The sequence below is a fragment of the Rheinheimera pacifica genome (assembly GCF_900108485.1).
Lineage (GTDB): Bacteria > Pseudomonadota > Gammaproteobacteria > Enterobacterales > Alteromonadaceae > Alishewanella > Alishewanella pacifica.
Map to the genome: position 1 here is coordinate 98,985 of NZ_FNXF01000001.1, position 26,025 is coordinate 125,009.

Sequence of the window (26,025 nt, forward strand, 5' to 3'; positions counted from 1 at the left end):
AAATCAACAGGAAAAACACCGCCATGCCTATTAGCATCCGACTTAAATTGTCGCTAATGATGTTTCTGCAGTTTTTTATCTGGGGCGCCTGGTTTGTTACCATGGGTACCTATCTGTCACAGCGTTTTTCTGCCTCCGGTGCACAAATGGGCATGGCGTATGAAACGCAGTCTATCGGCGCCATTATCGCGCCTTTTATTATCGGCCTGATTGCTGACCGCTATTTTGCCGCGCAAAAAATTCTAGCGCTGTTGCATCTGGTTGGCGCTGCATTGTTGTTTAGTGCGGCCTACAGTGGCAGTTTTAGCAGCTTTTACCCTTACATTTTGTTGTATATGGTGGTGTATATGCCCACGCTGGCGCTGGTTAATGCCATTAGTTTTCGCCAGTTGGCAGAAAAAACCGCGCAGTTTGCCCATATCCGTGTGTTAGGTACTGTCGGCTGGATCACCGCCGGTTTGTTGATTGGCTGGTTTGGCTGGGAAGGCAGCCAAAACTTACAGTTTACCTTTATGCTGGCGGCCGGTGCGTCGTTAGCCCTTGGCGTGTTTAGCCTGACTTTGCCTGACACACCGCCGCAGGCCACGCAGCAGCGGCCTACCATACGGCAGCTATTAGGGCTGGATGCACTGGCCTTGCTGAAAGACCGTGCTTACCTGGTGTTTTTTCTGGCATCGGTACTGATCTGTATTCCGCTGGCATTTTATTATCAGAATGCCAATTTGTATCTGAACGATTTGGGCATCAGCGGCGCAGCGGCAAAAATGTCACTGGGGCAGATGTCTGAAATTGCTTTTATGTTATTGCTACCGTTATTTTTGCGCCGTTACGGCATTAAAGCCACCTTGCTGGTAGGTATGCTGGCCTGGGTGCTACGTTATGTGCTGTTTGCCTATGGCAACAGCGGCGAGCAGGTGTGGATGCTGTTTTTTGGTATTTTGCTGCACGGTATTTGTTATGACTTTTTCTTTGTCAGCGGCCAGATTTACACCGAGCAAAAAGCCGGCCGTGAGATAAAAGCAGCGGCACAGGGCCTGATCACACTGGCAACCTATGGCGTAGGTATGTTGCTGGGGTTCCGCCTGGCCGGTTATATCACCGATTTACATCACCTGGACAGCGGTTACCAGTGGTGGCAAATCTGGTTAATTCCGGCTGGCATTGCGGCGCTGGTATTAGTGGTATTTGTATTAAGCTTTCCAAAGCAGCGCCGGTTACCGGTTTAACCGCAGCGGTGCGGCTACAGTAAAACAAGGTAACATATTTTCGGTGTTGTAACCGGTTTCAAGGGGTGGTAATGGCACAAACAAAAGTCAGAATGGCGATGGTAGGTGGCGGAGAAGGCGCTTTTATCGGTGCTATACACCGCATCGCTGCCCGGCTGGACAATCAGATCGAGCTGGTAGCGGGCTGCTTTAGCAGTCAGGCTGAGCGCAGCGCCGCTATGGCGGCACAGTTAGGTATCAGCACAGCGCGTTGCTACGATTCCTATCAGCAGTTGTTTGCTGCAGAAGCCCAACTGCCGCCAGAGCAACGGATAGAGTTTGTTACTATAGTGACGCCGAATCATCTGCATTTTCCGGTGGCTAAAGCCGCCTTGCTGGCCGGTTTTCATGTGTTGTCAGATAAACCTGCAACCTTGTCATTAGACGAAGCGCTGCAATTACAGGCGCTGGTGCAGCAAACGGGGTTGCGCTATGGCTTAACGCACACTTATGCCGCTTACCCTATGGCACAACAAGCCAGATTACTGGTGCAGCAGGGCCATTTAGGTGCGGTGCGTCGTGTTGCCGTCAGCTATCCGCAGGGCTGGCTGGCAGACAAAGCCGACAGCGATAGTAGTGCTCAGGCGCAGTGGCGCTTAGATCCGGCCCGCTCCGGCGTCAGTGGTTGCTTTGCTGATATTGGCACCCACGCTTTTCAGCTGGCGGAGTTTATCAGTGCGCTTCAGGTAACAGAGTTGTGCGCAGATCTGGCCACAGTGATAGATGGCCGGCAACTGGACGATGATGGCAGCGCCCTGCTGCGCTTTAATAATGGTGCCCGGGGCACGCTGCTGGCCAGCCAGGTGTGTGCTGGTATGGGTAATGGTTTACAAATTAGTGTGTATGGCGAGCTGGGTTCACTCAGTTGGCTGCAAGAGCAACCGAATCAACTGTTAGTGCAAATGCGTGGGCAGCCGCAACAAACCTGGCAGGCCGGCACTGACAATAGTTATCTGGCACCGCAAGTGCGGGCCTGGTGCCGCACTCCGGCGGGGCATCCCGAAGGCTATCTGGAGGCCTTTGCTAATATTTATCGTGACTTTGCACTGGCATTACGCCAACCCACAGCCAGCAACCTCGCTGCAGGTATTGAGCAGGCAGTGCGCGGCATGGCCTTTGTACAGGCGGCAGTGGTAAGCAGCAGGCAAAATGCGGCCTGGGTAAGCCTAGCCGGGCAATACACTTTTACAGGATAATGAATTTATGCTGACAAGCAAAATTAAAGGGCCAGCGATATTTCTGGCGCAGTATCTGCCACCGGCCGGTGAAGCATGTACATTAGAGTCTTTATTACGCTGGGCGGCAGAACTGGGATACAAAGGCGTGCAGTTGCCAACCTGGGATAAGCGCATTTTTGATTTAGAACAGGCCGCCCAGAGCCAGCAATATTGCGACCAGCTGCTGGCATTGTGTCAGCGTTATCAGTTGCACATTACCGAACTGTCGACCCATTTGCAGGGCCAGTTAATGGCAGTGCATCCGGCATATAATGAGCTGTATCAGGGCTTTGCCCCGGCGCAGGTGCAAACCGAAGCGCAGAAACAACAGTGGGCCACTGAACAGCTATTACTGGCTGCGCAGGCGTCAAAACGCCTCGGCCTCAGCTGTCACGTTACTTTTTCCGGTGCTTTGCTGTGGCATACCTTTTATCCGTGGCCACAGCGCCCGGCCGGCCTGGTAGAGCAGGGTTTTGCCGAATTGGCGCGGCGCTGGTTACCGGTGCTGGATGCCTTTGATGCAGCAGGCATTGATGTGTGCTTTGAGCTGCATCCAGGTGAAGATTTGCACGATGGTTTATCATTTGAACGTTTTCTTAACGCCACCGGGCAGCATCCGCGCGCTTGTATTTTGTATGATCCAAGCCACTTTCTGCTACAGCAGATGGATTACCTGCAATTTATTGATTTTTATCATCAGCGCATTCGTGCATTTCATGTTAAAGATGCCGAGTTTCGCCCTTCCGGTAAAGCCGGTGTGTATGGCGGCTACAGCAGTTGGCTGGAACGGCCGGGCCGGTTTCGTTCGCTTGGTGATGGCCAGATAGATTTTAATGCTATTTTCAGCAAGCTAACACAATACGGTTACACCGGCTGGGCAGTGCTGGAGTGGGAATGCTGTTTAAAACACCCACAACAGGGGGCAGCAGAAGGCGCGCCTTTTATTGCCAAACAGCTGATTTGTGTGGCTGAGCGGCCCTTTGATGATTTTGCCGGTGGTGCCACCGACGCCGGCCGCAACCGGCGTATTCTTGGTTTAAGCAACTAAGGGCTGATAATTTATACCCGTGCTGGCGGTGCGTGATAGCACCGCTGCAATAACAGACAAAAAATAACCAATCTGCTTGACAAAATTCTGAGCTGGATTTAAGTTAAATGATGTAACCGGTTTCATTGGCAGTGTTCAAAGAATCACGCCAACAAAATAATTATAACGAGCGGTACCGGCCAGCAACAGCGCTGGCTACAACAAGGGGAGCGTCAACGTGATCAGAGTTAACTCGGGTGCGTTTTGTCGTACAGCAGCGATCAGCCTGCTGTTACTGGCGGCTGTTACCGGCTGTAAACCTGCACCAACTACCTCCGAAGGCATCTCTGGTGCTGCTAAACCTGATAAAACCACAGCAGAAGTATCCGCTGACTGGCAATGGCTGTTTAATGGTGAGTCTGTCGAAGCCTGGACTAACAAAAGCGGCAAGCCGATTGGCGAGCAGTGGCAAATTATCGACAACGCTCTGGTGCTTACCGCCGCTGGTGGCAGTGATATTGTCAGCAAACAAAGCTTTACCGATTTTGAACTGGAGCTGGAGTGGCAAATTGCCGCATCCGGCAACAGTGGTATCTTCTACAAGGTTAGCAGTGAGGGCTGGTCCGGTGGTTTAGAGTACCAGCTACTCGATGATGATAATTATCCCGGCCATGACAATCCGATCCATTTTACCGCTTCATTATTTGATATATACGCACCGCAGGTTGATGCCCATTTACCTGCCGGTAGCTGGAACCATACCCGCATTATAGTACGCCACCCACAGGTTGAGCACTGGCTCAATGGCAAACTGGTACTGCAGTTTGAGTTGGGCTCCGCCGACTGGCAGCAGCGCGCTGCCAACAGCAAATTTGCCCCTAAGCATGATATTGCTACAGCTGAACCCGGGCATATTATGCTGCAAGACCATAACGACAAAATAGCTTTTCGTCAGATCCGGGTCCGCGCGTTATAACAGGAGCATGCTATGAAATTCAGTGGGATTAACCGCCGCCATTTTTTGCGCCGTACCTTTGCTGGTGCTGCTATTGCAGGCCTGGCCAGCCAGTTACCGCTAAGCTGGTCGGTGCTCGCGGCCAGCCCGGTGCAGCCAAAAATTTCGCTGGCACAGTGGTCATTGCACCGCCAGCTGCGCTCCGGCCAGTTAAAGGTACTGGATTTTGCTGTAAAAACCCGGCGCGATTTTCAACTGGGAGCGGTGGAATATGTAAATCAGTTCTTTGCTGACAAGGCGCAGGATCAAGCTTTTTTACGCCAGTTAAAACAGCGCGCCGATGACAGCGGTGTCAGCAGCTTACTGATTATGGTCGACGCTGAAGGTGACCTGGCGGCAGTGGAGGCAAAGCAGCGCCAGCAGGCAGTAGAAAATCATTATAAGTGGGTTGAAGCCGCAGCGTTTTTAGGCTGCCATGCTATCCGTGTCAGTATTGCTGACAACGCCGAAACCGACGCTTTAGAGATGCAACAGGCGGCAGTACTGGGCCTGCAACAATTGGCTGCTTTTGCTGCACCTTTTGGTATCAGCATTATTGTCGAAAACCATATGGGCCACTCTATGGACGCCAACTGGCTGGCCACGGTATTGCAGCAGGCCGGTAATGTTGGCAGCCTGCCCGATTTCGGTAACTTTAGCGGTGACAAATACCAAGGTACACAATTACTGCTGCCGTTTGCCAAAGGCATCAGCGCTAAAAGCTATACCTTTGATGAAAACGGCGCTGAGAGCAGTATCGATTATCAGCGCATGTGGCAATTGATCCAAAGCTCGGGCTATCAGGGCTATATCGGTATTGAGTATGAAGGTGAAAGTGCTGACGAAGATGCCGGTATCCTTGCAACACGCGATTTACTGCTGGCAGTGGCCAATTACACCGGGCGTTGAGGTTAAATTTAATGCCCGGTTTTTTTGCCTGATAGTGTAACCGGTTACAAAGTGGTGTTTAAGTGAATAGTTCCAAGCCAGCAGGCCATTAGCAGCCAGGCCGGCACAATTATTATAACAAAGCGCACCGTTATAAAGTGTGCAGACGAGGAGAGTGCAAGATGTCAGGAGCATCCGGACAACAGGAATATGATGTAATCGTAGTTGGCTCTGGCGCCGGCGGCGGTATGTCAGCATTAATATTAAGCATCGCCGGGTTAAAGGTATTAATGCTTGAAGCAGGGCGGCATTATGACCCGGTAACAGAAACGCCGATGTTTAATCTGCCCAAAGAGGCGCCGCTACGCGGAGCCAGCACACCGGACAAACCTTTTGGTTTTTATGATGCTACCATCGATGGTGGCTGGCAGGTACCAGGGGAGCCTTATACCCAGGCCAGCCGTGAACCACAACAACGTTTTGACTGGTGGCGTGCGCGCATGCTCGGCGGGCGTACCAACCACTGGGGCCGTATTTCACTGCGTAACGGCGAATACGACTTTAAACCCTACAGCCGCGATGGCCTGGGCTTTGACTGGCCAATAAACTATGCCGATTTAGCCCCTTACTACGATAAAACCGAAATGTTAATTGGCGTGTACGGTGAAACCGGCCATGGCCTGGAAAACACGCCGGATTCGCCTGAAGGCATTTTACAACCGGCTCCTAAGCCGCGCGCTTATGAGCTGCTGGCAAAAAAATCCTGTGACGAACTGAATATTCCGGTGATCCCGGCACATCTGGCCATTTTAAGCCAGCGTCAGGATCATACCCGGCTGCCGGCGAAGTTGTTCCCTAACAGTGAACTGGGGCAAAAAGTGGTGGCCAATTCTATGCAATCCCGCGCTGCCTGCTTCTGGGCTACACCTTGTGGCCGTGGCTGTTCGATTAAAGCCAATTTTCAGTCAACTACGGTGTTAATTCCACCTGCACTGGCCACTGGCAATCTGACCATTATTACCGATGCTATGGTGCGCGAAGTGACGCTGAATAAGGCCGGTAAAGCAGACGGCGTGATTTACATTGATAAAAACAGTCGCCAAGAAGTGAAAGTAAAAGGCCGCGCAGTTGTGGTAGCAGCCAGTGCAGCAGAAACGGCGCGCATTTTCCTTAACTCGCGTAGCCCACTGTTTCCGGACGGCATTGCCAACAGTTCCGGCCTGGTGGGTAAATACCTGATGGATACTGTCGGTGCCGGCGTCGGCGGGCAAATTCCGGCGCTGGAAAACCTGCCGCCAATGAATGAAGACGGCTCGTCCGGTATGCACCTGTATCAACCATGGTGGCTGTACAAGCAGCAAAAGGCCGGCAAGCTGAATTTTGCCCGTGGTTATCACATTGAAATGAGCGGTGGTCGTGGCATGCCGGGGGCCGGTGCTTTTGGCGGCCTGCAAAGTTTTACCGAAGGAGCTTACGGTGCCGATTTTAAACAGGCGTGCCGGCGCTATTACGGCACCTTTGTGCACTTTGATGGCCGTGGCGAGATGATCCCGAACGAAAACAGCTATGCCGAACTGGACCCGACAGTGGTGGATCAGTGGGGAATACCAGTGCTGAAGTTTCACTGGCAGTGGTCCGAGCATGAGATAAATCAGGCGGCGCATATGCAGAAAACCTTCGCCGACATTATTACCGGTATGGGCGGCAAGGTCACCAGCAACATAGAAACTGACGGCCGCAAAGCCATCATGAACGGCGGTGCCATTATTCACGAAGTCGGCGGCACCATTATGGGCGCTGATCGCAAAAAATCGGTGTTAAATCAGCATTGTCAGGCCTGGGATGTACCCAATCTGTTTGTCGCTGATGGCGCGCCTTTTGCGTCCAACGCCGATAAAAACCCCACTCTGACTATTCTGGCGCTGGCCTGGCGCACCAGTGATTACATTGTTGAGCAGTTCAAGCAAAGGAATATCTGATATGGCAGACGATAACTACAACAGCAGCAACACCAACTTAAAACGTCGCGATGCATTAAAACTGCTGGCCACGGCGGCCGTATCGATACCGGTACTGGGTATGGCCGGACATGCCGCGGCGGTAACGGCGAAAACCAAGGGCGCCGAGCTAATTTACCGGCCAACCGATCCGGATATGCTTAAACCGGTAGTACCCTGGTCAATGACGCTGACGCTGACGCAGGCTGAGCTGGATGATCTGGCGGTACTGGCTGACATTATTATCCCCGCCGACGCGCAGTCGCCTTCGGCTGCGAGCCTGGGAGCCCAACACTTTATTAATGAATGGGTTAGTGCGCCTTATCCGCAACAAAAAGCCGATCTTGTACTGGTACGTGGCGGCTTGGTTTGGTTAAACGGCGAAGCCAAAAAACGTTTTGGTAAAGCGTTCGCCAAACTCAGCACTGCTGAGCAACGGCAAATTTGTGACGATATCTGTTACGAGCCCAAAGCCGCTGCCAACTTAAAGCACGGTGCCCGCTTCTTTGCCAAAGTGCGCGATTTAACTGCCACAGCCTTTTACACCACTGAACCCGGTATGGCCGACATCGGCTATATCGGCAACAAACCTATGGCCAATTTTGACGGCCCGTCAGATGAGGTGCTGCGCAAACTAAAACTAAAAAGTTAAACCAAAGCCCTTTATTAAGTGGGGCCGCTCGAGCATGACACAAGTGAAAAAACAGGGTTCTGACTGCGTTTAGGCGGTAAGAGAAACTCATTGCTCAGAACAATAGTTAAAACTAAAAAAATGAGAGCAACACACTATGTACAGTAAAAACAGGTACAACAAAACGGGGAATACCACGCAGCCTGTAAGTCTGCGTAAACACCGGCTGGCGCAGGCAGTAAGTCTTAGCCTGATATTAACGGCCACCTGCAATACAGCACTGGCGCAGCAAACTGAGCCGGCGGCAGAAACCAAAGCCGAAGCTGAAGTGGAAGTAGTACAGGTACGCGGTATCCGGGCCAGTATGGCGGAGAACATGGCAATCAAACGCTTATCCAGTGCCGTGGTGGATGCCATTACCGCCGAGGATATCGGTAAGTTTCCGGATAAAAACGTTGCTGACTCCTTACAACGTGTGCCTGGCGTAGTGATCCAGCGTGACGGCGGCGAGGGCTCAACCGTGAGTATCCGTGGTTTATCGTCCGATCTGACCTTTACCCAGCTAAACGGCAACTTTATTGCGTCATCCCCCGGCGAACCGTCACGTTCATTTGATTACACCTTACTGCCATCGGCGATGATCCAGACTGTAGAGGTATTTAAATCGCCGGAAGCCCGGCTGGATGCCGGCGGTGTGGGCGGCACAGTGTTGCTGCATACCCGTAAGCCGTTTGATATGGAAGCTAATTCCGGCGTGTTAAATATTGAGTCGACCTATGCTGATGTTACCGATAAACACGAGCCACAGTTCACCGGAGTGTATTCGTGGAAAAACGATGCTGAGAGCCTGGGCCTGCTGGTGGGTTATACCCGGCAAAACCGTACCAGCCGGGTGCTGTCGGGAGGCACCGATTCCAGTGTCTGGCGCTGGAGCGGCGTGGCTGATACAGCGGTAGATGTTAATGGCAATCCCGTTGATAACAACAACAACTGGGCTGCACTGACGGATGCACAGGGCAATGTTTATAACGGGGTCTGGTTTCCGCAGGTAGCCCGGGTTGGTGTAACCAAAGAAGAGCGCGATCGCGAAGGCGTGCAGCTTACCGGGCAATGGCGGCCTACCGACCGGCTGGAGCTGGGGTTTAACTATTTTGGTTTTACATTAGGCCAGGACAGAACCCGCTCGGTGGTGTCTATGCCGGAGTGGTCATTAAACCCTAATTTTCTTACCGGCGTAACGCTGGATGCTTCCGGCACCATTATTACCGGCATGGATTATACCGTCGGCGCCGGTGGGGCCGAGAATGATTTGCAGTTTCCCTGGATGAATGGCAGTTATGTCAGGGAAGAGTCTACCTCAGATACTTTCGATTTTAACTTCAGTTACGAGGGTGACAGCTACCGGTTGAAACTGGTTGCCGGTAATACCAAAGCTAAAGGCGGGCCAACAGAAAGCTGGGATGTGGCGTATAAAAGTTCAAACTGGGGTGAAAACCAGCCCTTTATTGAAAATGCTGCACAGTACGCTGGCTGGTCAACGGGTGACCGTATGTCAATGTATATCGACCCTAACACCCTCACCAATCTGCTAAGTGGTGTCGGTGGCGGCCGTGACCCTGGCTCTTCTAACTCCAGTTTTGTACGCAGCACGCTGGAAGAGCGTTACTATCAGCTGGATCTTGATTTTGATGTCGACTGGGGCATTTTCACGCTGGTTCGTACCGGATTAAAATTCCGTGATGCCAAATTGCACCGCGAAACCGGGAACAACTTCTTTCTGGCGCCGGATTTTGATATTGAAGGCGCGCTGGCCAGCGGCCGCGGTATTGATCAGTTCGACAGCTACCAATGGAACGGTGGCATGCCACTGGCAAAAGACGTACTAAAAACAAATGGTGAAGGTAATATTGCCGGTGGTTTTAATATTAACCTGATGCCAGTGATCGACTGGGACAAATACCGCGACATTATTTTAAGCAACTACAAACCCTATACCCGGATTGAAGATAACTTTGTCTACAACATCCGTGAGCAAGGTGAAGCCTTTTATCTGCAGGGCGATTTCAGCTTTGGGGATTTCCGCGGTAACACCGGTGTACGGGTAGTAAAAACCAAAACTACCGGCGAATCGACCGATCTATACACCTACTTCCTTGATCATACCGACGATGTAACCGGTTTACCTGTGACCGGCGACGCTCGCTTTGTTGAAAACTGGCAGCTGATATCGCAAACCACGGAAGAAACCTATGTGTTACCCAGCCTGAATCTGGTGTGGGACGCTGGCGATAATCTGGTCGTGCGTGGCGCGCTGGCAAAAGTGATGTCGCCGCCGGGCTACAGTGATTTGGGCAGCCAGGAGCGTATCAGCTTTGTTTCAGATGAGTGGGCTAAAGACCGTGAGGCCTTTAACACCCAGCCTGGTTTTAGCGGTAGTGGTGGTAATAAAAACCTGAAGCCGTTTGAATCGATGCAGGCCGATCTATCAATAGAGTATTACTACGGCACCGGTTCGGCGGTGGGGATGGCGCTGTTTTATAAAGACGTTGATAACTTCGTGGTGCCGCTGATCATTGATTCGGTACGCGATTTTGCCGGCGAGCCGGGTGTGGTGGAACCGGGCCAGATCACCATCAGCCCTTACAGCACGGTAGGTAATGGTACTAATGCGAAGTCACAGGGCGTAGAGCTGTTTATTCAGCATGCTTTTGCCAACGGCTTTGGTCTTAATGCCAACTATACCTACAACAAAACCAATCAGGCTGACGTTAATATCGATGGTGAAAAATTTGGCGAATCGCCTTTAGTGGGCAGTGCCAAGTACCAGTACAACCTGTCGGCGTTTTACGAAACCGACAATTACAGTATCCGTGCGTCTTACAACAAGCGCGGTGAAACGGTACTGGGCATTAACAGTGGTTTAAACGTGTATCAGGACCCTTACGATCAAGTGGATGTCAATGCCACCTATGCCCTGACAGAGCGCTGGCTGCTAAGTGCATCGGTAATCAATCTGACCGAATCTGAATCCACGTCCAGATTAGGCAATGACACCGATGCCCGTTTTTTAAGCAATAGCTACGCTGGCCGGCGTTATTACGCCGGTATCACGTTTAATTTCTGAAGCATGCACACAAAGAGGCAGAATATATAATGAAAACAATACAACAATGTCAGCTACTGTGTGCCATGGCAGTGGCATTAGGTACAATAACCGGCTGTGGCAGCGGCGAAGACCCGGATGTGAACAATGCACCAACACCGGTATCAACCTCAGCTGAGGTAAGTGCGAGCGCAGTAAAAGGTATTTTAACGGGCGCCGCTGTCAGTATCAGTGCATTAAACGGCACTACGGTAACCAGTACAGCCGTACAGACCGATAGCAGCGGTATGGCCGCTACCACGCTAACGTCGGCCCCCGGTTATGCCTTTAGCGCAGTACACAAGCTGGCTGTTACCACTACGGCTGCTAGCAGTATGCTGTGCGACCTTAGCCTGTGCGGCGAAGCCACATTAGGGGCCGCAGTCGGCGCAGACGCACTGGGAACGGTGACGCTAAGTAACCTGTTCTGGTTAAAAGCGCCGCTTGGTGCTACTGCCGATGGTACCGCTGATGCCACGGTGCAGGTTAATGCGCTCACTACCTTTGCCAGCCAGTTACTGGAGGCGGCGATAGCTGGCGGGCGCAATGTGTCGGCACTTGCTACGCTGGAGCCGGCGCAGCTGGAATACTCAGCGCAGCTACTACGCATTCTGGGCGTAGATATGCCGGCAATAAACCTGATGCAGCAAGCGCTGCAAAGTGCCGATAGCGCGGAAAACTTTGCTCAAAGCAGTAACCAGCTTATTCGATTGTCTTTTGTTAACGCTGCTTTTGCCCACATTAGCCCAGAGGCAACCCTGGCCGACACCTTTGCCGCCGCAGCAGCACAGGTTGCTCTGGCAGCACAGGGTGATGAGGCGGCTGCCACAGCACTGCGCCAACAGTTACTCGATGCGTTGCAGGGCCATCCGGTACTGGCAGAGCTGGGTTTAACCCCGGACAGCATTATTGATATTGAGCTGCCGTTAGTACTGGCAGATAACAGCAGCGGGCCAATTCGCGAATACACCACTGCGGCCTATTTAGCCGGCGCGCAAATTAGCTACCGCGGCGCTATCAGCGATAGTGAAAGTGGTGAGCAAGCCTTCGATGGCAGTGTTACCAGCAAATGGTTGGACAATACCGCTGTGCCAAGCGCAGCAGCACCTGCCTGGCTAACGTTGCAATTTGCGCAAGCGCAGGCTATCAGTGTGTTGTCTATTACCAGCGCCAACGATGCGCCGGATCGCGACCCGGAAAACTTTAACCTGCAGGCTTCCAACGATGGTGAAAGCTGGTTTACGCTGGGGCAATGGGCCGGTATCAGTTTTGAGCAGCGCTTAAGCGCACAGGATTTTGCTTTTAATAACAGCCTGCCGTACCGCTATTACCGGCTGAACATCACAAAAAATAAAGGCGATACCAACTTAATGCAGCTGGCTGAAGTGCAGCTGTTTGGCCCGGTTTATCCTGATCAGATCCAGCAAGGTGGCAGCATCAGCGCTCGCGGCGCCATTGGCGATGCAGAGCGTGCCGAGATGGCATTTGATGGCCTGTTAACAACAAAATGGCTGGATAACACTGCGGTACCCACGGCAGAGCAGCCAGCCTGGGTGCAGATGCAGTTTAGCGAAGCAAAAGCTGTTAGCAGCCTTGCTATCAGCAGCGCTAACGATGCGCCTGAACGTGATCCGGAAAACTTTAACCTGCAAGCCTCAACCGATGGCAGCAACTGGCTGACAGTGGGTGAGTGGGCCGGTGAGAGTTTCGACAGCCGTGGCCTGCGCCGCTTATTCAGCGTTAACAATAGCCTGGCTTATCCGTATTACCGCTTGAATATCACCAAAAACAAAGGTGATACCAGCTTAATGCAAATTGCTGAAATTGAGCTTATCGGGCCGGCAGTACCTGCACTGAATCATGCTTTGGCAGCAACAGCGGTAACCTCCAGTGGTGCTATCAGTGATGCCGAAGCGGCCGCCTATGCCTTTGATGGCAACAGCCAAACCAAATGGCTGGATAACACTGCGGTGCCAACGGTAGCAGCGCCAGCCTGGGCCAGTGTGGCTTTGGCTGAGCCACAAGCAGTGAATATGCTGGCGCTGGTGAGTGCCAATGATGCGCCGGACCGTGATCCGGAAAACTTCAGCCTGCTGGCATCTAATGATGGCGAATATTGGGTTAATCTGGGCCAATGGGCCGGTATCAGTTTTAGCGAGCGCGCCGAGCGGCAAACGTTTGCTGTCGCCAATGCACTGGGCTACAACCATTACCGGCTGAATATCAGCAAAAACAAAGGTGACAGCGCCTTAATGCAGGTGGCAGAAATTGAGCTGATTGGCCCGCAGGTACAAGCGCAGGATCACAGTGATAATGCTGCTGCACAAATCAGCGCACGTGCGGCTATCAGTGATGGCGAAGCGGGCACTATGGCGTTTGATAATAACCCGGCAACCAAGTGGCTGGACAACGGTGGCGTACCGTCGGTTGAAGCACCATCCTGGCTGGAAGTCAGCTTGCCAGAACCGGTGATCGTGAATACCTTTGCTATTACCAGTGCTAACGATGCACCGGACCGCGATCCGGAGAATTTCCGTCTGCTTGGCTCAAATGATGGCACAAACTGGCAGCCATTGGGTAACTGGGCGGGTGAGAGTTTCGCAGCACGTGCAGAGCGGCGCAGTTTCAGCCTGTTAAATGGCCGCAGTTTCAGCCACTACCGCATTGAGAGCACAAAAAACAAAGGTGATACCAATTTAATGCAGGTAGCGGAATTTGAGCTGATCGGCCCAGTGCTTTAAGCTGCAATATTGTTGGCATACAAAAGGCGCGGCTAAGGCTGCGCCTTTTATCATAAAGGTAATCTGATCGATGTTAACTGTAAGCTCTGCACTGTTTGCCGGTATCGATGCCGGCGGCAGCCATTGCCGGGTGCGGCTGGAAGATGAAACCGGCACTTTGTTGGGTGAAGGGCGCTCGGGCGCTGCCAATCTGGGGCTGGGTTGGCCACAGGTTGAAGCCAATATCTGCCAGGCGCTTAATGCTGCTTTACAGCAAGCGGGCCTGAACAGCAGTGCTTATGCCCGTTTGCATGTTGGAGCCGGTTTTGCCGGTGCCCATCTGGCCGGGTTAAAAGCTACAGCGCTGCAGTGGCAGCACCCTTTTGCCAGCTGGCATGTTACCACCGACTTACATGCTGCCTGTTACGGCGCCCATGGCGGCGAGGCTGGCAGTGTGATTATTCTTGGCACCGGCTTTAGTGCGATCGGGCTGACTGAACATGGCGAAACCCTGCTCGGTGGCTACGGCTTTCCCATTAATGCGGTTTGCAGTGGTGCCGGTTTGGGTTTACAAGCGGTGCAGGCAGTATTGCTGGCACTGGATGCTCTGGCGCCTGCCACGGTGCTGACTGTCTTACTACAGCGACACTTTAACGGTGGTGCAGCATTGATGGCAGAGCAACTGCTGCAGGCTACACCGCAGCAATATGCTGAGCTGGCGCCGCTGGTGTTTCAGGCGGCGGATAGCGGTGATGCGGTTGCGCTGGCTATGCTGCAACAGGCATTCAATTTTATCAGCAGGCTTAACCAGCAACTGCCGCCAGGCCGTTGTTGCCTGCTGGGCGGCGTGGGGCAGCGCTTACTAACTTACCTGCCGCAAACCCAGCGTAGCCGCTTTAGTGCGCCGCTGGCCCCGGCAACGGTAGGGGCTATTTATTATGCCCGCCGCCAACTGGCAGTTGCTGCGCAGGAGGCTGCACAAGATGGCGCAAATTGAAATTTGTCTTGATAGCGACAGCCGTTACCTTACGCAGAATATCCGCACCGTTTGCGCCGCCGGTATTGACAGCATTGAGTTGTGTAGCCAAATGGCGCAGCAGGGCTTATCTGTCAGTGCGGACGCTTTGCGTCAGGCGCGTGCGGCCTGTAATTCGCATACGCAGCTGCGGGTTATGCTCAGGCCCAGAGCCGGCAATTTTGTTTACTCGGTACCAGAGCAGCAGCAAATACAGGCGCAGTTACTGCAGGCAGCAAAACTGGGTGCTGATGGCATAGTGGTGGGTGCATTAACAACAGATGCGCAGCCGGATCTGCCGTTTTTAACCGGCTTATTGCAACAGTGCCGCCAACGGGGCCTGGCTTGCACTTTTCACCGTGCTTTTGACGCCTGCACCAGCCCGGCAGAAGCGATAGAGCAACTACTGGCATTAGGCGTACAGCGGCTATTAAGCAACGGCACACCCTGGCAGCAACAGCAAAGCATAACGCAGGGCGTACGCCAGTTAGCAACCTTGCAGCAGTATATTGCCGGGCGGCTGGTGCTGGTGGCCGGTGGCGGCGTTACGTTAGCCAACTTGCCGCAGTTGCAGCAAACGCTTCACGACAATGCGCAGCTGTGCTGGCATTTGCATTCGGCGGTGCTGACAGAAGATAAGGTAGATGCCGCTAAGCTTGAGCAACTACAACATTGCCTAACTAAACGGGCTAAGCCAAACCGGCAACAAGGAGAGCCACATGCTTAAACGCCGCTACTTTTTAAAACTAAGCGCTATGTTGGGCGCCGGTGCTACAGCATCCGCTTTACTGCCCGGTTGTGCGGCAGTGGTAGCGCCGGTGCGTAAACCTGTGGTGATCAGCACCTGGGATTTTGGCCTGCAGGCGAATCAGGTGGCATTTAATTTATTGCAGCAGGGGCAGCGCGCCGTCGATGCGGTGCAACAAGGCGTAATGGTGACCGAAGCCGACCCGACCGAGCGCAGTGTGGGCTATGGCGGCCGGCCGGATAGGGATGGCAAGGTCACACTTGATGCCTGCATTATGGACGAATTTGCCAATATTGGTGCGGTTGCTGCATTGCAGCAGATTAAACACCCGGTAGCGGTGGCGCGGGCGGTGATGGAGCAGACACCGCATGTGATGCTGGTAGGCCAGGGCGCGCTCGATTTTGCGCTGGCGCAGGGCTTTGTCGCTGAGAATTTACTCACCGCAGAGTCAGAGCAGGAATGGCTGCAGTGGCTAGAAGATGCCAACTACCGGCCAATCGTTAATATTGAAAATCATGACACCATAGGCATGCTTGCGCTGGACAGCCACGGCAATTTAGCCGGTGCCTGTACCACCAGTGGCATGGCGTTTAAACTGCACGGCCGGGTCGGTGATTCGCCGATTATCGGTGCCGGGCTCTATGTCGATAACGAAGTGGGGGCCGCTACCGCCACCGGCCATGGTGAAGAGGTGATCCGGGTAACGGGCTCTTTTCTGGTGGTAGAGCTGATGCGTCAGGGCTACAGCCCGCAGCAGGCGTGTGAGCAGGCGGTACAGCGGATTTATCACAAGCTGCAACTGCGCAAAGGCAATATTGCCGACACCCAAATAGGTTTTATTGCGCTGAATAAAAACGGTGAATATGGCAGCTATTGCCTGCAGCCGGGTTTTAATTATGCCGTGCAGCACCAGGGCGAAAGTAAGCTATATGCCGCAACGGCATTGCTAACGGGCTGAACACCGCAGCTTTATCTAATTCGGCATCAACCTTGGCATTTAACAGACGCTGGCTTAAGCTGATGAGAGAATGCTAAGGCAAAGTTTGCCGGAGATTAGATGATTAGATGTTACGCAGCGCTACTTGCCGCTTTGATATGCGGCGAGCTTGCTGCAGCGCAAGGCCGTGAAGTTGTTGTGGGTGTGTATCAGAATACTCCGAAAATTGTGGCTGCCGCAGATGGCAGCCCATCAGGTATTTTCGGTGATTTACTGCAAGTAATAGCAGCAGAGCAAAACTGGCGGATTAAAGCAGTGCAGTGTGATTGGGCGTATTGCCTGCAAATGCTGCAGTCGGGCGAAATTGATCTGTTGCCCGATGTTGCCTTTACTGAACTGCGTAGTTTACAACTGGATTTTCACCAGACTCCGGCGCTTTACAGCTGGTCACAGCTATATACCGCGCAAGGTGTGCAGCTGCAGTCATTGGCTGCACTGGATGGCAAGCGGGTCATAGTATTGCAGGAATCTGTGCAGCAGCAATATCTGCAAAATATGATTACGCAGTCGGGTATGGATGTGGTGTTATTGCGTGCCCGTTCAATGGCCGAGGCTTTTGCGATGGCATCAGCCGGTCAGGCTGACGCGGTAGCGGCGAATCATTATTCCGGCCATTTCCAGCTGGCAAAGTATCAGTTGGAACAAAGTAATGTCATCTTTCAGCCGCTGCAGTTTTTTTATGCCACCAAAAAGCAGCACAATCAGGATTTGCTGACGGTTATCGAAACCCACCTGGCGCAGTGGCAAACCAATATCAGCTCACCTTATTACCAAATTCTGCAGCGTTGGGGTACTGAGGTACCTGAGCCCAAATTACCGGAAAAAGTCTGGTTGTTGTTGGCGATGCTAAGCAGCTTGCTGTTACTGGCGCTATGCGGTGCCTGGTGGCTGAAACGACAAGTTGCCGATAAAACCCGCCATTTGCGTGCCAGTGAAGAGCGGCTCAGTACGATCTTAAACAGCGTAGATGCGCATATTTATATTAAAGATAATAAACTGCGCTATCAGTATATTAACCGTAAAACCGCAGAGTTGTTTGGTTGTGAACCGTGCAAGGCAATAGGGCGGCGTGATGACGCTTTTTTTGACCAGTCAACCAGCGCTAATTTACAACAGAATGACTTAAAAGTGCTGCAACAAGGCATACGGCTGGTAGAGGAAGAAACCAACAGCTCACTGGACAGCCAGCAAACACGTACCTACCTGTCAGTGAAGTTACCTTTACGCGATAGCAATGGCAATATTTATGCGTTATGTGGTATCTCCACTGATATTACCGAGCATAAACAGCACCAGCAGGAAATTCATCAGCTGGCATTTTATGATGCGCTAACCGGTTTACCCAACCGCCGTATGCTGCTTGACCGGCTGCAACAGGCTGTGCAATTAGGCTTGCGGCACAACAATACTGCACAAGGTGCATTGCTGTTTATCGACCTGGATCACTTTAAAGATCTGAACGATACCTTAGGCCATGCCATGGGCGATCAGCTACTGCAACAAGTTGCCCAGCGGTTGCAGGCAAGCCTGAGAAAGGTCGATACACTGGCACGGCTGGGAGGCGATGAGTTTGTGGTGCTGCTGACCGATTTGCATCCAGATCCTGAGCTGTCGAGCCAGAAAGCCGGGCTGATTGCTGAAAAAGTGGTGCAGCTGTTATCTGAGCCATTTATGTTGCAGCAACGGCCATACTCTATTTCTGCCAGTGTGGGTGTGGCGATGTTTTCGGACGGCTGCAACAGTGACGAATTACTGCAGCATGCTGATCTGGCAATGTACGATGCCAAAGAGCGCGGCCGTAATAGCGTGCGGTTTTTTAACCAGCAGATGCAGGCAGATGTCAGTGCCCGCTCGGATATTGCCACCGGTTTACGCCAGGCACTGTTACAGGATGAATTTGTCTTGTATTTTCAGCCACAGCTGGAGCGAAACCTTGGTGTAGTAGGTGCAGAAGTATTACTACGCTGGCAACATCCGCAGCACGGCATGATAGTGCCAGCCAGCTTTATACCTGTGGCCGAAAGCAGTGGCCAGATCCTGCAAATAGGCCGCTGGGTGCTGGAAAAAAGTTGCCTGCAGTTGGCTGAATGGGCCAGACACACCGACACGGCCCACTGGTATCTGGCGGTGAATATCAGTGCCCGGCAGTTACATTCTTCGGCGTTTGTGCAGGAGGTGGTAAGCGCTCTGGAGCAAAGCGGAGCGGCGCCGGAAAAACTGGTACTGGAGCTGACAGAAAGCCAGTTACTGCAGGATATCGACACCATTATTGATAAGATGCAGCAACTTAATACTCTGGGGGTACGCTTTTCACTGGATGATTTTGGCACCGGCTACTCATCGCTCAGTTATCTGAAACTATTGCCATTAAAACAGCTAAAAATTGACCGCTCTTTCGTACGCGATTTACTTACCGATCCTAACGACAAAGCCATTATTAAAACCATACTGGCGCTGGGGCAAAGCCTGGAGCTGGCCGTTATTGCCGAAGGAGTAGAAACCGAAGCGCAATACAGTAAGTTACTGCACCTGGGCTGCCAGCAGTTTCAGGGGTATTTTTTTGGTGAGCCGATGCCGCAAACCAGTTTTGTTACCCGCTACCGCCAGCGGCATGAAATGCAAAACTAACCTGTATTACGTTGTAATGCATTACGGCAGAGAGCTATTAACGCAGCCAAAGCGTTGGTTAACTGCGCCACTGTGTTATGGCCAATGCCCAGCACCAGGCCACTGCGTGGCTCAGCATTAAACAGGTAGCGGCTAAGTGGTTGGGTTTTAATACCTAGCGCTGTTAGTTGTTGCTGTAAGCAAATATCATCAAGCCGTTCAGGAAATTCCAGCACTAAATGTAAGCCAGCGTCCAGCGCATATAAGCGGCACTGCGGCAACCCTTGTTGCAGCAGCTGTGCTGCAAACTGCTTTTGCTGCTGATAATAGCGGCGCATTTTGCGCAGGTGGCGGCCAAAATGGCCTTCACTGATAAAGTCGGCCAATGCGGCTTGCGGCAGTAGTGGTACATCGCCATGCAAAGCCTGTAAAATGCTGGCGGCCTGAGCGATAACCGCTTTGGGTGCAACCAGATAACCGAGGCGCAGCGCCGGAAATAAGGTTTTGCTGCACGAACCGGCAAATAACACACCTTCACCCCCTGCCAGCCCCTGTAAGCTGGCAACAGGCCGGTGCTGATACTGAAACTCGCTGTCGTAATCATCTTCTACCAGCCAACAATTATGTTGGCGCGCCCATTGCAACACGGCCAGCCGGTTTGCCAGTGGCATAATACCTCCCAGCGGATACTGATGCCCAGGTGTTAAAAACAATGCTTTTGCCTCAGTTTTGTCGGGCAGTGTTTTGATATCAAGACCACTAGCAGAGCTAGCATCCAGATGCTGCACCTGCAACTCGCACAGCTGTAACGCCTGCTTCAGGCGCGGGTAGCCGGGAGTTTCCATCAATACCTGCTGGCCTGCCTTTGCCACCAGTTTGGCTGCAATAAACAGTGCCTGCTGTGCTCCGGCGGTGATCAGTATGCTGTGCTCGTCACATACCACCTGGCGCGACTGACGCAGATAAACAGCCAGTGCCTGACGCAACGGCAGGTAACCCAGAGGCTCAGCAAAGCCGCTTAACTGCTCTCGGCTGCTATGGCGCGACAGCAGACGTTGCCATAACGCATAAGGAAACTGCTGCAAAGCCGGTACACCGGGCTGCAGCAAGCCAGTTGCCGCTCCCTGTTTTTGCGGTAAATCATAGTGGTTTAGTGTTAGCTGGTTAAGTGGTAAAGCCCGGGCAGGATCCGGCTGAAAATACTGCTCTGGCACAGCAATAATCTGATAGCCGCGGCCTGGCTGACCTTCGATATAGCCCTCTGCTACCAATTGCTGTAGCACCTGATTTACCGTGTTGCGGCTTAGTTTTAAGTCTGCGGCCAACTGACGGCTGAAGGGCAGTAAGGCGCCATTGGGCCAGAGCCCCTGCAGCATTTGGTGTTGTAACAACTGGTATAGCTGCAGTTGCAGGCTACCCTGGCCGCTAAGCTGCAGGTTGTCGGTTAGTAGGCGCAACTGGATCTCTCACTTTGTTAAAACCGGTACTTTTTACGATACCAGTTTAGTCGTTATGCTAATGGCAGCACAAGAAGGAGATAGCCAATGACCATCGTATACCAACAGGAAAGCAGTTTTAATCTGGACGAAATGCTGGCGCTATACCGCGCATCAGGCATTAACCGGCCAACAGACAATAGTGCAAGAATGGCCATTATGCTGGCAAGTAGCAATTTGCTGCTCACCGCCAGGCAAAATGGCCAGCTACTGGGGCTGGCGCGCTGTTTAACCGATAAAGCTTATGTGGTGTATATCTGTGATCTGCTGGTAGATCAAGCTTACCAGCAGCAGGGGATAGGTAAAGCGCTGCTGGCTGCGGTACAACAGGCCACCGGGCCGCAGGTGCAACAATTACTGCGCAGCGCGCCTTCTGCCATGCAGTATTACCCGCAGGTGGGTTTTACCGCGATAGATAATGCCTTTCATATTCAGCGCCAGTACTAACCGGGAGCCAGCCGTGTATCCACCAGCTTTTTATTACAGCGATGACCGCATACAACTGCAGACGTTTTTGCAGCAACATTATTTTGGTTTACTGCTTAGTAGTAACACCAGTTTGAGCTACACACCACTTCCGTTTTTATTTGACTGGCACAGCACGGGTGATAAAGCGTATTGCCATTTAGCGCGTAATAACCCGCAGCTAAGCCAGTTAGACGGCGCGCCGGTTACTATTATTATTCAGGGGCCGCATGCTTTTATTGCCGCCAGTTGTTACCAGCAGCAACCGGCGGTATCCACCTGGAATTACGCCCTGGTTGAACTAAAAGGCACAGCACGGTTGCTAGATGCAGAGCAAACGCTGGCATTGGTCAGAAAACAGGAAGCGCACAGCGCACCGGATATGGCACAAGCCTCTGACTACCAAAAAAAATTAGTTAATGCCATAGTCGGTGTTGAGATTAACCTGAGCAGTGTAACGGGCCGTTTTAAGTTATCGCAAAACAAAACGCCTGCAGAGCAGCAGGCGGTTATCCGTTATTTGCAGCAAACTGAACAGCCAGCCACGGTATGGCAAATGATGCTATCGCAGCATTAGGTTAATAATCGAACTTATGTGCGCTGAAAAGCTGTTGTACTGTAAGCCAGACATCGCCTACTTTACCGTCAGCTACTGGCTTGTCGTTAACATATAGCACTGGCGCAATTTCTTTGCTGGAACTGGTAAGCCATATTTCATCGGCGGCCAGTACTTCGGCTTCGCTGATATCGCGCTCTTCTACTTTGATGCTGCTGTGTTTGGCTAAAATCGCCAGCAATAGTTGCCGGGTAATACCAGGCAGTAATTTATGGCTTAATGGCGGCGTGGCAATAACACCATCTTTTACGATAAACACATTTACTGCTGCGCCTTCGGTTAAGTTACCGTCTTTATCAAACAACAGTATTTCCTGCGCGCCCTGACTGTAGCTTTGTTGGTAATGCAGCACATTACCCAATAATGATGTCGATTTAATATGGCAGCGCTGCCAGCGTAAATCCTGGCCGGTAACCACGGCATAGGTGGTGGCTTTGGCTTTATCGGCCACCGGCTCGGACGGAATGGCAAAGGCAAAGCCAAACACCGTTGGCGCTATATTGGCAGGAAAGGCATGACCGCGCTTGGTATCGGTGCCGCGGCTAACCTGAAAATACACGCCGAGGTTATCGCCCAGTTCTGCACGGTTATCTGCCAGTAGTTTATCAGCTATATGTTGCCAGTCAGCCAGGCTTAGCTTGGGGTCAATCGACAGTTGTGCCAGGCCGCTGTGCATGCGGTCAATATGTGGGCCAAAACCAACAAAGCGGCCACCATAACTTGGGATCACTTCGTAGATGCCGTCGCCAAATAAAAAGCCGCGGTCCATCGGCGATATTTTAGCCTCACTGGCCGGTACGAAAGCGCCGTTTAAATATACTGTTGTCATTGCGGTTCTCTTAATAAGCTACATAAATCATCAATCAGTTGCAGGCCTTCAGTATGCGGCAGGCCATCTTCGGTCAGGGTATTTAACCGGGTAACGCCATCCACACTGCCTTTGGCCGATAAATACTGCAAAATCGCCAGCGGATCGGCATCACTTAGCAGGTTTTCATTGCGCAGCAAGGACACCATTGCCGCCAGGCCCCAGGCTGCCCAGTTTGATACATCGGCCACAATCAGCTCATCGCATTCGGTTACCGCCGGAGTAATGTTTAGTGCGCTAACAGCCTGCAATAAATTACCCATGCCAATTTCATTGCCGCCATCGCCAATGCCAATAGTCGGGCAGGGCGCCTGGGTTAAAAAATAATCAAAGCTGGCGCAGCGGGCGCTGATATCTTCACCACGCATATTGGCGTAGCGCTGCTGTGCATTAAAACCGGGCCGCTCGATGGATATCACCAACTGCGGCTGTAATTCTGCCAGCGCAGCACTGGCGATGGCTGGCAACGCTTCATACTGATTTACCGTAATTTGGTAGCACTGGTAATCAGCTTTTAATGCGCTGTATAGCGGATCGCCACAGACGATAACCGGCTTTGCCCCCAACTGAGTTAGCAACTGATATAAAGCAATAGCGCCGACCGGGCCGTCGGTTTCAAAGGTATCCAGCACCGGAAAACCGGTGCCGATCAGCACAGTACCACGGCATTGGTTAATCAACCGCGCCGCGCGCAGAATATAACCGGCGCGCAAATGCGGTTTTAGTGCCGCCATACCGCGCAGGTTTTGCCGCACTAATAGCTGTTCTATCTGTTGGCTTAACGCCAGATAATCGGGGATCAGTGCTGTCATTTCAGGCTCACCAGTTGGCTTGTTATTGCATCAGTACGTACTTTGGCTAAACAGAGTGCATTATGCGCCTGTTCAGGGCTGATTGGGGTAAAGTAGAGTTCTGTACCCGCCACAGCCTGTGCCAGCAGTGCACAATCGAGTGAGAGTACTGAGCCAATTTTCGGATAGCCACCCAGCGTCTGGCGGTCATTTAACAGCACTATCGGTTGGCCATCGGGCGGTATCTGCACTGCGCCGTAGCAGATGCCTTCTGATAACAACTGGCTTTGCTGACAACTGATGGCTGCGCCTTTGAGTTTGTAACCCATGCGATCGGCCTGCGGCGTCACTGTATAGCTGTTAAGGTAAAAACGCTGGCGCTCTGCAACAGAAAAACTTTCTGCCTGATAACCTTCAATCAAACGTAGTGTCAGGACGCGGTTAAACTGTGGCCGGTAGGCCTGCGGCAGGCTTAGCCTTGGTAGCTGCTTGACCTCCTGTGCTGCAAGCAAATCGCCGGTTTGCAGTTTATTGCCATTTAAGCCGCCAATACCTTCGCGTAGCACGGTAGATACGCTGCCAAACTGGGCCGTTATATTAAAACCACCGGCCACCGCCAGATAAGCCCGCAGGCCTTTGTTTACCATGCCCAGTTCGATGACATCGCCTGGCTGTATTTTATGCACTGCCCAAAGCTCAGCCGCGTTGCCGTTAATGCTAAGTGGCAGTTCTGCACCGGTAATGGCAATATAACTACTGCAGTCAGCGCGCAGTTGCAGGCCGCCAACACTGCACTCTATCAGGGTGGCGTTACTGTGATTGCCCAGTAACCGGTTAGCCCAACGGGCAGAAGGGGCATCCATGGCGCCGCCGGTGGTCAGGCCCAGCGTACTCTGGCCAAAACGGCCGTTATCCTGCAACAGGCTTAATACACCGGCAGCTATTACTTCAAAGCTGCTCATAGTTCAGCACCTTGTAGTTCACCGCCCAGGCGTAAAAATTCTGCTTTATCTATCGCGACAAAGCGTACTTCATCGCCTACCGATACAGGCATCGCCGGCGTTTGCTGGGGGTTAAACATCCGCGTTGGACACAGGCCAATTAAATTCCAGCCGCCCGGTGAAGCTGCCGGATATACTGCAGTTTGCCGGTCGGCAATGGCGACGGCACCGCGTGGCACTTTTGCGCGTGGTGTGGCTAAACGTGGCATTTGTAAGAGTGGGTCTACCTCACCTAAATAAGCAAAACCGGGTGCAAACCCAATGGCGTAAACACGGTAACTGACAGCCTGATGACGCTGAATAACGTCATCAATGCTGATATTTTTTGTCTGGGCGATAAGAGCTAAATCCGGCCCGCTCTCTTCGCTGTAATACACCGGCAGCTCTACCCGTTTACAGCTGTGGCTTTCGCTGTTTTGTAATTGCGCCAGGCAGTGCTGTAACTGCGCCTGTACGCGAAAGTGATCAGTGCAAAGCGGATTAAACATCACCAGCACCGAGGCATAAGAGGGCAGTACGTCGATAAGATCTGCTGCCAGTTCAGCACGGATCAGCACGCAAGCCTGCTGCACTAAGGCAGATATGGCCGGGTCAATGCGCTGGTCAAAATACAGCATCAAAGCATTTTCACCGGCGACAGTCAGCTGATACTGCGGCTTACTTATGCCCATACTCATTTTAACAGGGCCCTTATTTGCTGCACCTGGGCAATAGCGGCCTGGTTATCACCATGTACACACAGTGTATCGGCGTTAAGCGGCAGTTGTTTGCCGGTTGCGGTGGTTACTGTGCCGTGTTTAACCAGCTGGGCAACCTGTGTCAGCATCTCATCAGCATGTAATACGGCGCCCGGCTGGCTGCGCGGGGTGAGTTTGCCATCGTCGGTGTAACGCCGGTCGGCGAAGGCTTCAAATAACAGAGTAACGCCTTTGGCGGCAGCTAAATCGCGGTATTGTTGCTGCTCTGCTGTGGCCAAAATCATCAATTTAAGCGGTTTATAGTAGCGGGCCACGGCGTCCAGTACCGCGTCAAATACAGCTGGTTTGCCCATCATATCGTTGTATAAAGCACCATGTGGTTTGACATAGCTAAGGCTTAACCCCGCGCTTTGTGCCATACCATCCAGTGCAGCAATCTGATAATGCAGACAGTTCACTATTTCGCTGTGCGACAAGGCCATACTGCGCCGGCCAAAGCCTTGCAAATCGGGGTAAGAAGGGTGTGCACCTACAATAACACTGTGCTGTTTTGCCAGTTGTAAGGTTTTTGCCATTACATCCGCATCACCGGCATGAAAACCACAGGCAATATTGGCCATATCAATATGTGGCATCACATCGCTGTCCAGCCCCATTTGCCAGCTGCCAAAGCTTTCACCGAGATCACAGTTCAGTTTCATCTTCCCTCCGCAATGGAAAAATAATTTATTCATATTGCGTTCAATTTTAGTAATAGTCTAGTCGGATGCGACCAGTTGCTGCTGTCTGCTGGTCGCATAAGTCTATAAGCAGGGTAGCAAGTATGCCCTGTTGTTGGCAAA

The 26,025-nt window shown here is 52.3% G+C and carries 21 protein-coding genes; 15 read left to right on the forward strand and 6 right to left on the reverse strand.

Features of this window, described 5'->3' with window-relative positions; translation table 11 throughout:
* The first annotated feature begins 23 nt into the window (after positions 1-23).
* From BLW68_RS00485 to BLW68_RS00545, 13 genes are all read left to right on the forward strand, one after another.
* Positions 24-1,226, forward strand: a complete 1,203-nt coding sequence (locus BLW68_RS00485; RefSeq protein WP_092789065.1) for a nucleoside permease — start codon at positions 24-26, stop codon at positions 1,224-1,226.
* A gap of 71 nt (positions 1,227-1,297) precedes the next feature.
* Complete coding sequence (locus tag BLW68_RS00490) at positions 1,298-2,461, forward strand: Gfo/Idh/MocA family protein (protein WP_092789067.1); 1,164 nt, start codon at positions 1,298-1,300, stop codon at positions 2,459-2,461.
* 7 nt (positions 2,462-2,468) lie between these two features.
* The gene (locus BLW68_RS00495; protein WP_092789069.1) at positions 2,469-3,530 is read left to right on the forward strand and encodes a sugar phosphate isomerase/epimerase family protein; all 1,062 of its coding nucleotides are present in this window, start codon (positions 2,469-2,471) and stop codon (positions 3,528-3,530) included.
* A gap of 217 nt (positions 3,531-3,747) precedes the next feature.
* On the forward strand, positions 3,748-4,485 hold the full coding sequence (locus BLW68_RS00500) for a 3-keto-disaccharide hydrolase (protein WP_092789071.1): 738 nt from the start codon (positions 3,748-3,750) through the stop codon (positions 4,483-4,485).
* A gap of 12 nt (positions 4,486-4,497) precedes the next feature.
* Positions 4,498-5,412, forward strand: a complete 915-nt coding sequence (locus BLW68_RS00505) for a sugar phosphate isomerase/epimerase family protein (protein ID WP_177172114.1) — start codon at positions 4,498-4,500, stop codon at positions 5,410-5,412.
* Positions 5,413-5,573: 161 nt separating this feature from the next.
* The gene (locus BLW68_RS00510; protein WP_092789073.1) at positions 5,574-7,370 is read left to right on the forward strand and encodes a GMC oxidoreductase; all 1,797 of its coding nucleotides are present in this window, start codon (positions 5,574-5,576) and stop codon (positions 7,368-7,370) included.
* 1 nt (position 7,371) lies between these two features.
* Positions 7,372-8,040, forward strand: coding sequence for a gluconate 2-dehydrogenase subunit 3 family protein (locus tag BLW68_RS00515; RefSeq protein WP_092789075.1), 669 nt, complete (start codon positions 7,372-7,374; stop codon positions 8,038-8,040).
* 136 nt (positions 8,041-8,176) lie between these two features.
* Positions 8,177-11,143, forward strand: coding sequence for a TonB-dependent receptor (locus tag BLW68_RS00520; RefSeq protein ID WP_092789077.1), 2,967 nt, complete (start codon positions 8,177-8,179; stop codon positions 11,141-11,143).
* A 29-nt stretch (positions 11,144-11,172) separates the two neighbouring features.
* Complete coding sequence (locus BLW68_RS00525) at positions 11,173-13,902, forward strand: discoidin domain-containing protein (protein WP_092789079.1); 2,730 nt, start codon at positions 11,173-11,175, stop codon at positions 13,900-13,902.
* A gap of 70 nt (positions 13,903-13,972) precedes the next feature.
* Positions 13,973-14,878, forward strand: coding sequence for a glucosamine kinase nucleotide-binding domain-containing protein (locus BLW68_RS00530; protein WP_092789081.1), 906 nt, complete (start codon positions 13,973-13,975; stop codon positions 14,876-14,878).
* On the forward strand, positions 14,865-15,623 hold the full coding sequence (locus BLW68_RS00535; RefSeq protein WP_177172115.1) for a copper homeostasis protein CutC: 759 nt from the start codon (positions 14,865-14,867) through the stop codon (positions 15,621-15,623). The genes BLW68_RS00530 and BLW68_RS00535 overlap by 14 nt, the downstream gene beginning before the upstream one ends.
* Positions 15,616-16,602, forward strand: a complete 987-nt coding sequence (locus BLW68_RS00540) for an isoaspartyl peptidase/L-asparaginase family protein (protein ID WP_092789085.1) — start codon at positions 15,616-15,618, stop codon at positions 16,600-16,602. The genes BLW68_RS00535 and BLW68_RS00540 overlap by 8 nt, the downstream gene beginning before the upstream one ends.
* A gap of 99 nt (positions 16,603-16,701) precedes the next feature.
* Positions 16,702-19,269, forward strand: a complete 2,568-nt coding sequence (locus BLW68_RS00545; protein WP_092789087.1) for an EAL domain-containing protein — start codon at positions 16,702-16,704, stop codon at positions 19,267-19,269.
* Here the strand turns inward: BLW68_RS00545 and pdxR are convergent.
* Complete coding sequence (pdxR, locus tag BLW68_RS00550) at positions 19,266-20,705, reverse strand: MocR-like pyridoxine biosynthesis transcription factor PdxR (RefSeq protein WP_245728242.1); 1,440 nt, start codon at positions 20,703-20,705, stop codon at positions 19,266-19,268. The genes BLW68_RS00545 and pdxR overlap by 4 nt on opposite strands.
* A gap of 87 nt (positions 20,706-20,792) precedes the next feature.
* Here pdxR and BLW68_RS00555 point away from each other — a divergent pair, with 87 nt between their 5' ends.
* Positions 20,793-21,191: a GNAT family N-acetyltransferase gene (locus BLW68_RS00555; RefSeq protein ID WP_092789089.1), complete on the forward strand. Its 399-nt coding sequence runs from the start codon at positions 20,793-20,795 to the stop codon at positions 21,189-21,191.
* Between the two features lie 13 nt (positions 21,192-21,204).
* Positions 21,205-21,786, forward strand: a complete 582-nt coding sequence (locus BLW68_RS00560) for an FMN-binding negative transcriptional regulator (RefSeq protein WP_177172116.1) — start codon at positions 21,205-21,207, stop codon at positions 21,784-21,786.
* Between the two features lies 1 nt (position 21,787).
* Here the strand turns inward: BLW68_RS00560 and BLW68_RS00565 are convergent, their stop codons facing one another.
* The 5 genes from BLW68_RS00565 to BLW68_RS00585 are packed head-to-tail and all read right to left on the reverse strand — an operon-like array spanning position 21,788 to position 25,884.
* Complete coding sequence (locus BLW68_RS00565) at positions 21,788-22,654, reverse strand: D-amino acid aminotransferase (protein WP_092789093.1); 867 nt, start codon at positions 22,652-22,654, stop codon at positions 21,788-21,790.
* Entirely contained in the window at positions 22,651-23,505 is an 855-nt protein-coding gene (locus BLW68_RS00570; RefSeq protein ID WP_092789095.1) for a DUF4392 domain-containing protein, read from the reverse strand. Before BLW68_RS00570 ends, BLW68_RS00565 begins: the two co-directional genes overlap by 4 nt.
* Positions 23,502-24,446, reverse strand: coding sequence for a 5-oxoprolinase subunit C family protein (locus tag BLW68_RS00575; protein WP_092789097.1), 945 nt, complete (start codon positions 24,444-24,446; stop codon positions 23,502-23,504). The genes BLW68_RS00570 and BLW68_RS00575 overlap by 4 nt, the downstream gene beginning before the upstream one ends.
* A complete protein-coding gene (gene pxpB / locus BLW68_RS00580) occupies positions 24,443-25,162 on the reverse strand; it encodes a 5-oxoprolinase subunit PxpB (protein ID WP_218141265.1) in 720 nt (239 codons plus the stop codon). Before pxpB ends, BLW68_RS00575 begins: the two co-directional genes overlap by 4 nt.
* Complete coding sequence (locus BLW68_RS00585; protein WP_092789101.1) at positions 25,159-25,884, reverse strand: 5-oxoprolinase subunit PxpA; 726 nt, start codon at positions 25,882-25,884, stop codon at positions 25,159-25,161. Before BLW68_RS00585 ends, pxpB begins: the two co-directional genes overlap by 4 nt.
* Positions 25,885-26,025: the final 141 nt, after the last annotated feature.